Source organism: Mycobacterium gordonae (assembly GCF_002101675.1).
GTDB classification, from domain to species: Bacteria; Actinomycetota; Actinomycetes; order Mycobacteriales; family Mycobacteriaceae; genus Mycobacterium; species Mycobacterium gordonae.
Map to the genome: position 1 here is coordinate 1 of NZ_LQOY01000174.1, position 13,784 is coordinate 13,784.

Annotated in this window: 12 protein-coding genes and 1 pseudogene; 4 read left to right on the top strand and 9 right to left on the bottom strand. The window is 56.9% G+C overall.

Going from position 1 to position 13,784, the window contains the following annotated elements:
- The coding region (locus tag AWC08_RS23510) for an integrase core domain-containing protein (protein ID WP_142283759.1) at positions 1-300 on the top strand (300 nt) is incomplete at its 5' end.
- 73 nt (positions 301-373) lie between these two features.
- On the opposite strand, the gene AWC08_RS23515 is transcribed toward AWC08_RS23510, so the two are convergent.
- From AWC08_RS23515 to AWC08_RS23530, 5 genes are all read right to left on the bottom strand, one after another.
- Complete coding sequence (locus AWC08_RS23515) at positions 374-1,246, bottom strand: proline dehydrogenase family protein (protein WP_244906526.1); 873 nt, start codon at positions 1,244-1,246, stop codon at positions 374-376.
- Between the two features lie 138 nt (positions 1,247-1,384).
- The gene (locus AWC08_RS35765; protein ID WP_142283760.1) at positions 1,385-2,038 is read right to left on the bottom strand and encodes a cytidylyltransferase domain-containing protein; all 654 of its coding nucleotides are present in this window, start codon (positions 2,036-2,038) and stop codon (positions 1,385-1,387) included.
- Positions 2,038-2,868, bottom strand: a complete 831-nt coding sequence (locus AWC08_RS23520) for a PIG-L deacetylase family protein (protein ID WP_085088240.1) — start codon at positions 2,866-2,868, stop codon at positions 2,038-2,040. Before AWC08_RS23520 ends, AWC08_RS35765 begins: the two co-directional genes overlap by 1 nt.
- The gene (locus AWC08_RS23525) at positions 2,868-4,223 is read right to left on the bottom strand and encodes an amidohydrolase family protein (protein WP_085088243.1); all 1,356 of its coding nucleotides are present in this window, start codon (positions 4,221-4,223) and stop codon (positions 2,868-2,870) included. The genes AWC08_RS23520 and AWC08_RS23525 overlap by 1 nt, the downstream gene beginning before the upstream one ends.
- Before the next feature lie 3 nt (positions 4,224-4,226).
- Positions 4,227-5,465, bottom strand: a complete 1,239-nt coding sequence (locus AWC08_RS23530) for a serine hydroxymethyltransferase (RefSeq protein WP_159460016.1) — start codon at positions 5,463-5,465, stop codon at positions 4,227-4,229.
- Between the two features lie 447 nt (positions 5,466-5,912).
- On the opposite strand from AWC08_RS23530, the gene AWC08_RS23535 reads away from it, so the two are divergent.
- On the top strand, positions 5,913-6,974 hold the full coding sequence (locus AWC08_RS23535; RefSeq protein ID WP_085088250.1) for an SDR family oxidoreductase: 1,062 nt from the start codon (positions 5,913-5,915) through the stop codon (positions 6,972-6,974).
- 58 nt (positions 6,975-7,032) lie between these two features.
- Here the strand turns inward: AWC08_RS23535 and AWC08_RS23540 are convergent, their stop codons facing one another.
- Together AWC08_RS23540 and AWC08_RS23545 are read right to left on the bottom strand one after the other, a co-directional pair.
- Positions 7,033-7,863 carry a class I SAM-dependent methyltransferase gene (locus AWC08_RS23540; protein ID WP_085088253.1) on the bottom strand — a complete coding sequence of 277 codons (831 nt, stop codon included), beginning with the start codon at positions 7,861-7,863 and terminating at the stop codon, positions 7,033-7,035.
- Positions 7,864-8,004: 141 nt separating this feature from the next.
- The gene (locus AWC08_RS23545) at positions 8,005-9,177 is read right to left on the bottom strand and encodes a cystathionine gamma-synthase (protein ID WP_085088256.1); all 1,173 of its coding nucleotides are present in this window, start codon (positions 9,175-9,177) and stop codon (positions 8,005-8,007) included.
- Positions 9,178-9,364: 187 nt separating this feature from the next.
- On the opposite strand from AWC08_RS23545, the pseudogene AWC08_RS23550 reads away from it, so the two are divergent.
- Positions 9,365-10,504 (top strand): annotated as a pseudogene (locus tag AWC08_RS23550) (IS3 family transposase).
- 391 nt (positions 10,505-10,895) lie between these two features.
- Here the strand turns inward: AWC08_RS23550 and AWC08_RS23555 are convergent.
- A complete protein-coding gene (locus tag AWC08_RS23555) occupies positions 10,896-12,083 on the bottom strand; it encodes an acyl-CoA dehydrogenase family protein (RefSeq protein ID WP_085088259.1) in 1,188 nt (395 codons plus the stop codon).
- 412 nt (positions 12,084-12,495) lie between these two features.
- On the bottom strand, positions 12,496-13,188 hold the full coding sequence (locus AWC08_RS39710) for a DinB family protein (protein ID WP_085088262.1): 693 nt from the start codon (positions 13,186-13,188) through the stop codon (positions 12,496-12,498).
- On the opposite strand from AWC08_RS39710, the gene AWC08_RS39715 reads away from it, so the two are divergent.
- Positions 13,135-13,542, top strand: a complete 408-nt coding sequence (locus tag AWC08_RS39715; protein ID WP_159460018.1) for a phospholipase effector Tle1 domain-containing protein — start codon at positions 13,135-13,137, stop codon at positions 13,540-13,542. The genes AWC08_RS39710 and AWC08_RS39715 overlap by 54 nt on opposite strands.
- The last annotated feature ends 242 nt before the right edge of the window (positions 13,543-13,784 follow it).

The window sequence follows — 13,784 nt, forward strand, 5'->3', positions numbered from 1 at the left end:
TTTCATCGTCCCTTCCAGCCCGACATCGGGCCACAGGACTCTAAAACTGGTTGGACTCATTCACCGGGAACACGCCAGTGGAATAACGGCTACATCGAATCATTCAACAATCGCCTGCGAAAGGAGTGCCTCAACCGCAACCACTGGAACACCCTGTTCGAGGCCCGGGTCGTCATCGGCGACTTCAAGGACGAGCACAACCACCGACACCGGCATTCGGCCCTGGGCTACCGAACACCGGCCGAGTACGCTGCCCGATGCAGCCACACCCACTACCCCGTGGCCTGCGAGATCAACTGAATCCGAACAACAACAACCTGACTCTAAATCCGGGTGGACTCAGTATCGGGGACTCGCCACAGACGAACGATGCTTAAGACAGCAAAGATCTCAGTATGAACTTAAAGTTGGCAGGGCGTTCAGCAAGGCGGCGAACGAGGTATCCATACCAATCCGCTCCATATGGGACATAGGCGCGCACCTTGTGCCCACTGGCTGCCAGGCGTCGCTGTTCGTTGTCCCGAACTCCATACAGCATCTGGATTTCGTATTCACCGGGTTTGCGACCTTTTAAAGCTGCAAGCCTCTCCGCCGCCTTTAACATACGGGAATCATGGGATGCGACCATCGGGTAGCAATCACTGGCCATGAGGATCTCGACACAGCGGACGTATGAGTCGTCGATCGAAGCCTTGTCTTGATAGGCAACTTCTGCCGATTCTCCATAGGCGCCCTTGACGAGGCGGATTCTCGCCTGTTGAGCAGCCAGATTAGCGATGTCTTCCGCACTGCGGAACAAGTACGACTGCACCACCACTCCAGTGCGCGGGTACTCGGAATGCAGCTCGCCAAAAATTTCAAACGTGGAGTCTATTGTGGAGTAATCTTCCATATCCAACGTTACGGTTGTACCGATCGCGTCAGCTTTGGCACAGATCGCACGTACGCCCGACAGAGCAACGTTAGTGCCACTCACCGCAAGTTTTTGCCCGAAAGCTGACAATTTCACGGACACCTCGGCGCGACTGCCGAGCCCCTCGCGCTCCAGCGCATCGAGCAGCTCTAGGTACGCGTCCCGCGTATATCGAGCTGCCGTAACAGTGGAAACATTTTCGCCAAGGTAGCCAATCGTAGAGTCGACTTCATGCTGAGCCAGAGTTCGCGCCACCGCGATCGCTTCAGTGGTGGATTCCCCAGCTACGAAACGATCGGCGAAGATGTTAAGTGTGCGTGTTGAGGTCGCCAAGCGTCGAAGGTAGCCGCTCCGCGACGCGGAACCCATCGAATGCCGATAAAGTGATCCGAATGGCGTCATCGGTCGAGCCTTAGCAGTCGTACGACACAGGACAGTCAGGGTGGTTACGCGACCCTCAGCACATAAGCGTCATCCCGCGGCCAAGTGCTGGTATATCGCTTGGGCGAGCACGAAGTCGGTTTCATCGTCGATGTCCACAGTGCGGTTAGTTGCATGGAACCAAAACGGATTGCCTCCAATAGGGCCGGCAGTTACTGCGGTTTTTCGATGGAGGAGTGAAAGTGTGAATCCCAGCAGGTATCGCGTCGGCAAGAGTTGTGAACGTACATGACGAGGGCCGAACCCGAAGCCCATCGGACAGTGGTTTTCATCCAATAGGTATCCGCGAAAAGGGTAGACCACGACAAGACAATCGTTCTCAAGACGTGCCTGTTTCCAAGCAGTCAAGCAGCTGCCATAGTCATTGAAGAGCGGATCGGTCAAATGACACCACGCGATATCGTCGTCCCCCGGGACCTGCTTGCAGATCTCGCTCACCACATAGGGGTAAGGCGTCTCATTCTTAGCGAGATACGGCTCCCGGATAAGAAAGTTCAGTCCCCATCGCTCTGCGTGTTGCGCCACAGCCGGGTCCTCACTGCTGACGTAGATCTCGTTCGGTGCGAAACTGAGTAGCAGCTGACTTACCTTGATATCAAATAACGATTGACCCTTATAAAAGGGGCGAAAATTCTTGCTGAGGACACGAGTTGATGAATTCTTTGCTGGAATAACGACTTTCATCAGATACTGCCATGGGCTGCGGGCTCGGCGACGTAAGGAACCGGGCCGGCTGACGCATGGCTATCGGTCACAATACGCTTGAACGACTCGGCATAATCGACGCCGATACCGCGGCCATTATTCCGCATCCGCTCGAGAACCCAACTTATCTCAGCGCGCGGGTCACTGGCGCCGACGAACTGGCTACGGTGCTTGAGGATGGCCTGTAATTTGCGTTCCGCGTGCGGCCCTACATCGATAAGGAGATCGGTATGCTCGTGGCCAGGGACCCATACCTCGGTAACTCGGTGCGCGCTCAAGCCTTCCGCCAGAAGCTCTGGAAACGCTCGCGGATTACGGGCGTCTGGATAAACTGCCGCCAAAGCCGCTTCTCCCACTGCTAAATGGTCCGGGTGCGAGGCGCCAATCGGAAACGAGAGCGACCGTAAGGGCTGGTGGCTTAGCACCAGATCGGGGCGATAGCGTCGGATCTGACGTGCTAGTTCCCGCCGCAACGGAAGGCTCGCCGTCAGATTCCCGTCAGGAAAGCCAAGAAACACGACTTCACCAACGCCAAGGTATTCAGCGGCGTTCCGTTGTTCCGATTCTCGAGTTGCGCCAATCTTTTCACCTGGCATGGTTGGGTCTTCGCCCCCGAGCCGACCGTCGGTACAGATGGCGTAGGTAACCTCCACACCCTCTGCCGCAAGTCGGCTAACCGTTCCACCGAAGCTGTACTCTGCATCGTCAGGGTGCGCGACGATCACGAGGGTTCGCTCAAACACGTGGGGCAACGGCTCTAGTTCAACGGCCGTTCCCGGATTGTCACGCTGCGGCTCCAAAATTGCCATCAAGTCCCTTTCGGAAAGCGGTCTCGCAAATGATGGGGGCTGCATGGCACGCTGCCATCCATCGGCCGTGAAGGAAGAATTGGGCCATTTGCGATATCTAGGGCAAGCGCATCCAGATTAATTAAACGACCACCACGAACCACCGCCACGACTTTGCGGATCGCTGATATGTCATTAAGCGGATTATCGCTGACCATTAGTAGATCGGCGCGCTTTCCCACAGCGATGCTACCCGTCTCGGCGCTAAGGCCCCATAGGGCCGCTGCATCACAGGTGGCCATGCGTATGGCCTCGGCCGACGCAACACCTCGCGCCACGTATAGTTCTAATTCGCGCATCAACGAGTCGCCCGGAAACGTATACCATGTCCCTGCGTCGGAACCAGCCACTACCGTTACTCCGTTTTCGACCATTTCCTCCATGCAGCGGAGCGACCCATCGAAAGCCTGGCGGTACAGAAGTAGCTGGCCGTTTAGTTCATAGAACGTATTTTGCATACCGGCGTAATACTGAACGACCTCTGGCGGGGATATCGCTGGAAGAACCATACGGCTGCGCTCGCGCGATCGTGATTCATAGGAGGCAAGCGTGGGAATCATTGCAACATTGCAGTCCAACATTTCGCTGATGAGACCATCGGGAATCTCGTCGACGATTCCATGGCCAAGGATATCGGCGCCGGCCTCGACAGCCGCGATAGCTTGGGTGCCGGTGGCCACGTGCACAGCGGTTCGAAAGCCTCTCTCATGAGCGGCTGTGACGAGATCCCTCAGGAGGTCCTTTGTCAGGTTGGGTAATGTGCCGAAAACATCGTCATAAACGATCTTCATGAAGTTGGGATTGAGCGCCGCAATGCGGTCGATTTCGCGGTCAACGTCTTCCCGAGTCGCTACTGCGGACGCTGCATCTCCTACGGAGCAATCGCAAAAGCCACCGGGCGCGTTAAGACATCCGTATGACGTCAACATATAGGGGCCTAGGAATTTTCCGCTATTGACATCGTCACGGATTGCCTCGGGCGATGACCCTGGAAAGTCGCCACCCACCGTGAAGAAGTCCACTACCGTGGTCACTCCATGCAGGAGGAACTGTTTTAGTGTTCGAGTGAAGTCGGCACGCACATCGAGCAGACCATTAAACGCCACATGAACGTGCGAGTCGATCAATCCCGGCAAGAGGAACTTTCCTCGTCCGTCTATCCGGGAGATGTCCCGAGTTTCCCCACTCATCTGGGCTTGTGGTGTGATGGCCGCTATCAAGCCTAGCTCGTCGATCTCGACAGCACATCCCTCACGGATCGTTCCCGCCTCTACCTCAACGACAGCGACATTGTCGATGATTATCGACGCAGCCATGGCTCAGTCCAGCCCCTCCGCCTCGAGAACGTGGCTCCCAGCATTGACAAATCGATTGCGAATCTCTGCTACCTGTAGCCGGACATCATTTGCTTTCTCCGGACATCCGCCATTCTGAAGTATGCATGCGATCAGTGCTGCGATCTCCGTGACCTCTGAACGGCCTATGCCAAGCGTGGTGACAGCCGCGGTCCCGAATCGAAGACCACTGGGGCGGCGCGGAGGGTTCGGGTCGTTCGGTATCTGATTCCCATTAGACAAGATACCCGCAGACGCAAGCCAGTTGGCTGCGACATCCCCGGTGACATCCATCGATCCGACGTTCAGAAGGCACGCGTGGTTATCAGTCCCACCACTAACAAGGTCAAATCCCCACAAAGCTAACTCGCTGGCCAGACAACGGCTGTTTTCGATGACTCGGAGAGTGTATGCCTTAAACGAGTCGGTGAGCGCCTCTCCAAGTGCTGCCGCGACGCCCGCGAGGGTTCTAACATTGGTGCCACCCTGACAAATCGGATACACAGCGCGATCTACCTGTTTTGCGAAACTTTTTGTCGATAGGATCAAACCGGCGCGCGGTCCGCGTAGTGTCTTATATGTCGCTGCCGTAACAATGTCCGCATAGGTTACGGGACTGGGTATCGCACCTCCCGCAATTAGCCCGGCCGACTGGGATATATCAGCAATTAGTACAGCCTCGACATCTTCCGCGATATCGCGCAAAATCTCGAAATTCCATAATCGCGGACAAGACGTGTCACCACAGAATATGGCCCCCGGACGCTCGTCTCGTGCTATAGCCGCAATCTGCTTGTAATCCACCTCGGATGTTTCAAGCGTCACTCCATATGGAATCACACGGAACATACGTCCGATAAGGTGAAGAGGGCCGCCTGTAGAGTAATGCCCTCCGGCTGCGGTCTGCAGTCCAAGCAGCGAGTCGTTGGGCTTTAATACGGCCATAGCCGCGGCAAGATTCGCCATGGTGCCACGGTAAGGCTGTACGTTTGCATGTTCCGCGCCGAAGAGTTGGCATGCTCGGTCAATCGCGAGCTGTTCAATTGCATCCGCAGCTGCTTGACCTTCGTGATACCTCTGACCAGGGTAGCCCTCGCAGTGAACGGATTCGAGCGCTGGATGCATCGCTGCCGCTACGCCCGGGCTAAGGTAGTTAGCCGCCGCAATCAGGTTTATCGTATTTGCCTGCCGATCAAGTTCCTCAGTGATCAGGAGGTCGATCATGCTATCGATGGGCGCATAAGCGCGATGGCCAGTGAATCTCGCAGACATCGCGAACGTTCCTAGCAGCCATCGACATTCGGCACCAGGAGACCATAGATGTCCAAGCTCCCGTTTGCAAGTCATTGAAGGTCGCCTACGCACGTGCGGCTTGCCGAACTGTTCGATTCTCGAGCCGGCGAGACACCCACCAGCCGATTGGTGCCATCAACACCACGCGGTCGGCGCCACCCTGCCAAAGAGTGGCCGACGCCAGATGTGCTATGTTGACTCGCCTTGTCGCACTGGACCGAACTAGATCGGGCTCTCAAGATTGTGTCTGCCTGAGCGACTAGCACCACGAGGAGTGAGCATTCAAGTGGTCGAGAGTAAACATATAGAAGATCGTCGGCGGGTCTGCGAATGCGCTGATTGGCATCTCGCACGAAGGGCACAGGGGCGGGCCGCAGTATGACAACTCACGTGATGACCGGGGGCACCGGTTTTGTAGGCAGCCATATGTTGGCACGGTTGTTGAGTGAGCCATCTGATTCAAAACTAGCTGTATTAGCACGGCCCAATTCAGCGGGTTCCTGCGAGGAACGTGTCGGCTGGGCGCTGAAACTTGCTGGACACACGCGCGGCGACCGTCATGGACGGATGTCAATCGTCGAGTCTGAGCTCTCGAAGCCGCTATGCGGTATCGAGCCGGGCTCAATCAGCTTCGGTGGTGAACCCCTCATTTTTTGGCATTTTGCGGCTTCATTGGAGTGGAGCCGCGGGCGTCGAGAGGCCGTGTTCGCTACCAATGTCGACGGAACTCGAAACGCAATCGAACTCGCTACGCATGTCAACGCTGATCTATTCATCTATATTTCGACTGCCTATACCTGCGGATCTCTCAATGGCGACCTACCAGAGGCACTGCATGTTCCACCAACGTTTCACAACGCTTACGAGGAAAGCAAATGTGCAGCGGAGCATATCGTAGCGCAATCTAAAGCATTCAGGACGCTTATTTTACGGCCATCGGTTATCGTCGGAACTTCGCACGACCATAAGCCAAGCGGTAGCTATACTGGCCTATATGGCTTTATCACCGAATTGCGTCGGTTTAAGGACATGCTCGGGGACTCTAAAGACGTAGTTCGGTTCGAAGGTGATCGCGCAGCTCGGATTTCTTTTATACCCGTGGATCATGTTATTGAGGATTCGCTTGCGGTGGTAAATTCAGAAGTGCAGAGGCCGAGGCAGGACGTATACCACATCAGTGGCGAGTCTTGTTCGGCGGTAGGTGATATTTGCGACTATATCATTGAAAAACTAAGGCTTAGTGACCGCCTAGAAATGGTTGACGAACCACTTAGTAACCCGACGCCGCTCGAAAAGTTTTTTGCGAAGCGGCTTGATTTCTTCGCCGGATACATGCGAAACGAGAGACGATTTACCCGTAGCATCGGCCCCAGCCGCTCAATCGTCATTAGCGACCTTTACAAGTTCATCGATGCCGAGATGCAGCAATCCGCGCAATAGTATCAAGCGATTAGTTCTTGAAAACTAGCCCAAACCTGTCGTCTATCCAGACCGAGTTTCAGCTCTTGTTCCCTATAGCTAGGATTGCAGGCATCGGTATAGCGACATGCCCGTTGTTGGCCCGAAAAGCTACTACCGCATCGCGTACCTGGGTAGCTATGGCTGTGCGAGCAGTATCGTCTTGCGCTCGAAGCAGCCCTCCTGTGCGCGCCGTGCCGTAGAGAAACGCGTCGAATATGTCGTCCGCATCCGGCAGATGCCAGGTCAAGTCAATTGGCATAACCTCTATCCCCGTGAATCCAGCCGCGGTGAGCGCCTTGCGGCATTCGCTGCTGCTACTGTAGTGAAAAAAATCTGGACCATGGGGAATCACTGCTGTTCTACCGTACTCAGCCACGGACTGTAGGATCACGGAAAATATTAAAGCTTCTTCGGGCGATGCCCAGACAGTAAAGCCCAACCGTCCATCACGACGCAATACGCGAAAGCTCTCATTGATACAGGCTTGCGGATTGCCGAGATGTAAAATCCCAAAGTTCATAGTCACCCGGTCAAACGTCTCGTCGGCAAATGATAGGCTTTCCGCGTCTCCCTCTTCGAATCTGATGTCCGGATATAGGTTTCGGGCTTTCTGGATCATTTGCGCAGAAAAATCGATACCAACTACATCGGCATTTCGCTCGTAAGCCATTGAAGCCACATAACCTGGTCCAGTCGCTAAATCTAATAGCCGCGCGTTTCTTGTGACACCAACCGCATCGAGCAGGGCGCCTGCCGCTTGCTGGGTAAGCCCTCCCCATGCATCGTGATAGCGGTCCACCGCTCGTTGCCAGCCGGCTAGCTCAAATTCCCGGAATGCCTTCGGATCTTGTGCCACGTGGTCTGACATGATGCTCCATCTAGCTAGATCTGACTAACCGGCCTAACAGGACTGACAATCGTCGCTGGCCCTTCGTACCACGTAGCGCTCCGGTGGTGGAGGGTGATTAAGCTGACAATCCCCAGGTGGCGAAAGTGAACCCCAAGCCAATCACTTTAGCGCCTCTTCAATATCGCATATCAGATCGCCTGCATCTTCGATTCCAACCGACAGCCGCACCAAATTCGCCGGCACTTCAAGTTCTGATCCCGTGTTCGCGGCATGGGTCATCGCAGCGGGATACTCGACCAATGATTCGACACCCCCGAGAGAGGCGGCCAGCGTGAATATCCTAGTTCGTGAGCAAAAATTGCGCGCAATTTCCGAGCCGCCAACTAATTCAACTGAAATCATTCCACCGAATCGGCGCATCTGCTTAGCCGCCACCTTATGCCCAGGGTGACCGGTTAAGCCAGGGTAAATCACCTTCTCGATTTTCGGATGCGCAACCAGCATGTCTACCAACCGCTCTGCGTTGGTGCAGTGCTGTTCCATCCGCAAAGCGAGCGTCCGCACGCCACGCAGAGTGAGGAAGCTATCAAATGGTCCCGGCACAGCTCCCGCACCGTTCTGGAGGAAGGCGAATTCCGAGTCAAGCGTCTCGTCGCCAGTGATCAGCGCACCACCAATGACATCAGAATGACCACCGATATACTTAGTAGTGGAATGTATGACAGCATCTGCGCCAAGTCTAAGTGGCTGCTGCAAATACGGCGAGGCGAACGTGTTATCTACGGCCAGTTTAGCTCCACTTGCGTGAGCAAGCTCCGCGAGTGCGGCGATGTCACCAATATTGAGAAGCGGGTTGGTGGGAGTCTCGATCAGTAGCAACTTAGTGGTTGGCCTGACTGCGGCGCGCACATCATCGATATCGCTAATCGAAGCAACGCTGTACTCGACACCCCACCGCTGGAAAATTTTATCGATCAGCCGAAAGGTCCCACCGTAGGCATCGTTTGGGAGCACCAAGTGGTCGCCCGGTTTCAGGACAGCGCGAAGAAGACAGTCCGTCGCAGCCATGCCCGATCCAAAGGCCCGCGCGTACCCTCCCCCTTCCAGTGCCGCGAGGTTTTGCTCCAGCGCAGATCGTGTAGGGTTCGCCGCCCGCGCATACTGGTAGCCCCCGCGCAGTTCACCTACACCATCTTGCGCGAACGTCGAACTCGCATAAATCGGCACGTTCACCGCACCAGTCAGCGGATCCGGAACGAACCCGGCATGGACTGCCTTTGTTGAGAAGCCCTGCCATGACACATTATCCACGTTGCTGCCTCGTTCATTCACAGACAACGACACTAATACACGTTTCGAGAGTCTCCACGCCCGGTAGTTCTGAGGAGCGCAGTTTGTCTGAGTTCACTGCATGTCGGATCTGAATGCGGTTGTCCTTTGTGAGGTGAGCCCGTCGTAGTGGTCCAGTCGTTGTGCGACTCTGTTGCCCGGTGTTCGGGCAGGAAGAATCAACGACGACATGGCATCGAACAAGCGCCGGCGGCATACGCCGGATCAGATCATTCGCAAGCTCGCCGAGGGCAACAAGCTCCTTGGGTCGGGCCAGGAACTGGGCGAGGTGTGCCGGCATTTGGAGATCGCTGAGTCGACGTGGCATCGCTGGCTGGCCCAGTACGGCGGCATGAAGGCCAACGAGGCCAAACGGCTCAAGGAGCTCGAAACGGAGAACGCCCGGCTCAAGAAGCTGGTCGCCAACCAAGCTCTCGACATCGACATGCTCAAGGAGATCTCGGCGGGAAACTTCTGACCCCGAACCGCAAGCGCCGCGCCGTGACGGCGCTGCGCGACCGGTTCGGGGTATCGCAACGCCGCGCCTGCACGGTGGTGGGCATTCACCGTTCCACGATGCGCCTGAAGCCGCCGCCGATCACCACCGAGGAGGCTGAGCTTCGTGCCTGGTTGCGCAAGTTCTCCACTGACCGGCCCCGCTGGGGATGGCGACGGGCAGCCAAGATGGCCCGTCGCGCCGGCTGGCAGGTCAACAACAAGCGCATCCGCCGGCTGTGGCGTGCCGAGGGCCTGCGGGTCCCGCAGCGCCGCAAGAAGAAGCGTTTGACCGGCATCCGGTGTCGCCGTCGGCGCGATGTCACCGATCCGGCCGAACGTGATCTGGGCGATGGACTTTCAGTTCGACACGACCGCCGATGGGCGCACCATGAAGATGTTGAACGTGATCGACGAGTTCACCCGCGAAGCCCTCGCGATCGAAGCCGATCGTGGCATCGACGCCGACGGCGTCGTCGATGTCCTGGATCGCCTTGCCCTGCAACGAGGAGCGCCGCACTACGTGCGCTTCGACAACGGTCCCGAGTTCGTGGCCCACGCCGTGCACGATTGGTGCCGATTCAACAGCGCCGATTCACTTTTCATCGATTCAGGCTCGCCGTGGCAGAACGCCTGGATCGAATCGTTCAACGGCAGGCTACGGGATGAACTGCTCAACTCGTGGCGCTTCGACTCGCTGCTGGAAGCCCGCGTGATCATCGAAGACTGGCGCTGCGACTACAACGCCAACAGACCACACTCCGCCCACGGCGAACTCACCCCAACCGAGTTCGCCCTACAGTGGACCACGACCCACCAACCCCAAGCCGCATAGCGACTGGACCACCAAACGGGTCCCCCTCATTTGCTCCGGTGGCCGAGCGGCCGAAGGCCGTGGGCAGGCCCACCTGCGAGGTCGTGCGACATCAATCGGACGCGCAGCTACCGGAGCTACTTTCGGTGTCTCGGCGCGGACAGGAGTGTTTGGACGTGCCCAGCCGCGACGATCCATTAGGCGGACGTCCTCACACGGCCGTCTCGCCGCCGCCCACAACAAACCAGATATCCCCCACGGTTAATGTTGCTTAGGCTCACCCCTGCAAGCACGCCCTTTACCGAAGTACACAAGTTCGGTTTAAGGAGGGCTACACCGATCGGGTCATGACGCGGAGCGCGATGTGAGCTCGCGCCTGACCGGTCTCGCGTTGCATAGCACAGGCTGTCGGTCAGAAGTACCCATTGGCGGGTAAGGCCGTTCCATTCACGACGTGATCGCCAATGGCAACGGCCTTGTAAGACGTTGGATTATGTAAAGTGAGCGTCCGAATATTGCGCCAATGCCTATCCAGATTCTTCGCGCGGCTCGCGGACGACGCTCCGCCTACGTTGAAAATCGCGCTAGCTGCGGAGAGTCCGGCCTCGTCCACATGCACTTTTACCTGTGCCGCAGCGAGGGACGCGCGAGCGAACAGTTCGGGATCAGGATTACCAGTACGCTCGCTCGCGTAGGCTGCGTCGATATGCGATGTAGCCGAGAGTACTGCGGCCTCAGCAATATACGCAGTCGAGGCAAGTTTGCCGATTGTTTCCAGGAGCAGAGGGTCTCGCCTTGGACTTTGCGAAGGTGCATGGTCGAATGTGCGAGTACGTGACCTGAGCAAATCACTTGCGTCACTGACCACTGTCCGCAGGATCCCGGCCATGATCGCTTGCAAATACAGCTGCATCAACGGGACGTCAGAGGCAATCCGCTCGACCTTGGGGCTGGTCACATTGAGAAAGTCATCTTCAGTGACCCACACATCGGTGAACTGTGTAGTGCCTGTTCCAGTTCGGTGCTGTCCGATACCATCCCAGTCATCCAGTACTTCGATCCCTGGCCGGTCCAGCGGTAGGTTCACCCGGACGACCTGGTCTTCATCTAGCTGCGCCACCACAGTCACCCAGTCTGCATATGCCGTACCCGTGCTGTAGAACTTCGCACCAGACAATAGCCATCCAGAACCTGACGAGACTAACTTGGTCGCATACTGGTACGTGCCCAGGGCGCCGTCTCTTTCGCTGGTGGCATTACCGAAGATCTTGCCCGCGGCCAGTTCTGCGGCCCACCGATCCCGGATTGGGCCATCAGGGAGCCGTGAGATTTGTCGGACTTGCAAATAATGGGACCGCAAGATGTGAGCGACAATTGGGTCAGCCTCAGCCAACTCGATGATGAAAGTTACAAGATCGCCGATGGTGCCACCCGGGCCGCCAAGCGCTGGATCTAGTGTTAGAGCGGTCAATCCACTATCACGGACCATTTCAACTTGTTCGCGAGGGTCTATCCCGTGGCCTTCTCGGTGAGCAGCCCCTGAAGCGATCTCCGCGAGCATCGCGGCGCGCTTCTGCAGAGTTGGCGTGAAGCTAGTCATGACTGCTCCTTGGTCGGACTTCCAGGTTTCGCCTAGTGTGTCGACGCGCGACTTCAATCGTCCCCCTCATACGCCCGGTGCGTCACCCCCGGTGCATCCATTTTCCCGTAGCGACTCCAAGTATGACGTTGTTCTTGTATGGCTGGCGAGAACATCGCACCAATGGAGTTAACTGGGAACCTCGTGGTCCGGTGGGAAAATACCGACCGAATCCGATCGACCCGCATTGCCGGCGCAGAAACGCATTCAGACCCCAAGGGCCGCCGGCCATTCATATCGGGCGCGTAGCATGCCAAGGCGATTAGCTGCCAACAGTGGCGAATACGGCGCAATTTGCGGTATGAACGTGGTGTGATAACAGGCCGGTTCCGGACGCTCAGAGAGCTCGACACGCCCGATCGCATTCAAGCGCCTATGCGTTAACCGCAGGCTGTTCTACGATTCCGACTCTGCCAGTGGACCGCCAAAACATCCAGCCGCACAAGAATGGAACATCGAGTCCGTTGGCGCCAAGCACCGAGCAGACATGCGTCCGATGGTCGTTACCGTGTTGAATCGCTTCTAGCAGTACGAGACCTTCCGCGTGGGGTACTTCTGGCCATTTCCCGCGAGCAGGCAAAGTTACCGACAGCTCGTTAACGCGAGCGATCACTTCCCGCCACCGTCTGGCCTCGCCCTCCCACACGGCTTCAAGCTCCTCCAAGCGAAACGCACCTTCCTCAGTGACGGATGTGGCAGCTGACTCTCCGGTGAGCCGTTCGAGGAGCCGTTGGTCCTCCGCAATGAGGTGCGTTATCGTCGGTATTATCGCGCCGTACGTGCCGGGTGTCGAGTACTCCAATTGCTCTGCCGTAAGTGTCTTGCAGTGCTGGATGAGGAACTGCGTGGCCCATAGGTGATGTTCGAACATGATCTCAAGCGGCTGCACAACGCGACTTAAGCAGCGATCAACAAGATTGTCAACGGGCGCGCGGATGACAATCTGCACTTTCTCGGCGTCTGGAATACCGTCTAATTTGAGGGATGGCTCAGCCTCAAGGCGCAGATCGAGGTGGCGCGGTGTACGTTTACGGCGGACCTCCCCAACGTAGCAGCGGCAAAGCATGCCCTCGATGAACGCCGATGTCCGCTTGCGACTACCGTTTCGACGCCGAGGCTGTCACGGCGCCTGGTCCGGCGATTGCAAGAGCTATGGTCCGCCGGTGTGCATGGCGATATCGGAGGCCAAAATCGAGACCGAGACCGGCCCCCGGATATTGCATTCTCATGGATGGCCAAAAACGCCCAAGCCGCGGGACCTGCGGTCAATGCGAAGCTGTACCGTCAACGCGTCCGGGTCGATTCGACGATGACCTCCCCGCCGACCATATGTCGGGGTGATCCTTCCTTACTACCGTTGGTGGCGGCTGGCTCGAGGATGGCACCTGCGCCCGATCCAGCCCGACGACGAGTTAACTAATCGCATATCGTTTGCCGCTGTGCGCGAACATGTCCCAACAGCCATGTTGAAGTCATCGGCTGAGGCACCGCGGCGGCCACCTACAAAAGACATCCGGACTTCGGTTAACTGAATCAATCACAGCGTTGCGGCCGGCGTCTGACCGATTCGAGTATCTCTACCTACACTAGTGTCCTGAGTCATTAATTCTAGTGCAGTAGTTGCCGATGCTGGCCAGGATTTGGTCGGCGGTCTTGGTCCAG

Coding starts and splice junctions, on each gene's coding strand:
- AWC08_RS35765 (WP_142283760.1), bottom strand. CDS start 2,038: ATGAAAGTCGTTATTCCAGCAAAGAATTCATCAACTCGTGTCCTCAGC.
- AWC08_RS23520 (WP_085088240.1), bottom strand. CDS start 2,868: ATGGCAATTTTGGAGCCGCAGCGTGACAATCCGGGAACGGCCGTTGAA.
- AWC08_RS23525 (WP_085088243.1), bottom strand. CDS start 4,223: ATGGCTGCGTCGATAATCATCGACAATGTCGCTGTCGTTGAGGTAGAG.
- AWC08_RS23530 (WP_159460016.1), bottom strand. CDS start 5,465: ATGATCGACCTCCTGATCACTGAGGAACTTGATCGGCAGGCAAATACG.
- AWC08_RS23535 (WP_085088250.1), top strand. CDS start 5,913: ATGACAACTCACGTGATGACCGGGGGCACCGGTTTTGTAGGCAGCCAT.
- AWC08_RS23540 (WP_085088253.1), bottom strand. CDS start 7,863: ATGTCAGACCACGTGGCACAAGATCCGAAGGCATTCCGGGAATTTGAG.
- AWC08_RS23555 (WP_085088259.1), bottom strand. CDS start 12,083: ATGACTAGCTTCACGCCAACTCTGCAGAAGCGCGCCGCGATGCTCGCG.
- AWC08_RS39710 (WP_085088262.1), bottom strand. CDS start 13,188: ATGCTTTGCCGCTGCTACGTTGGGGAGGTCCGCCGTAAACGTACACCG.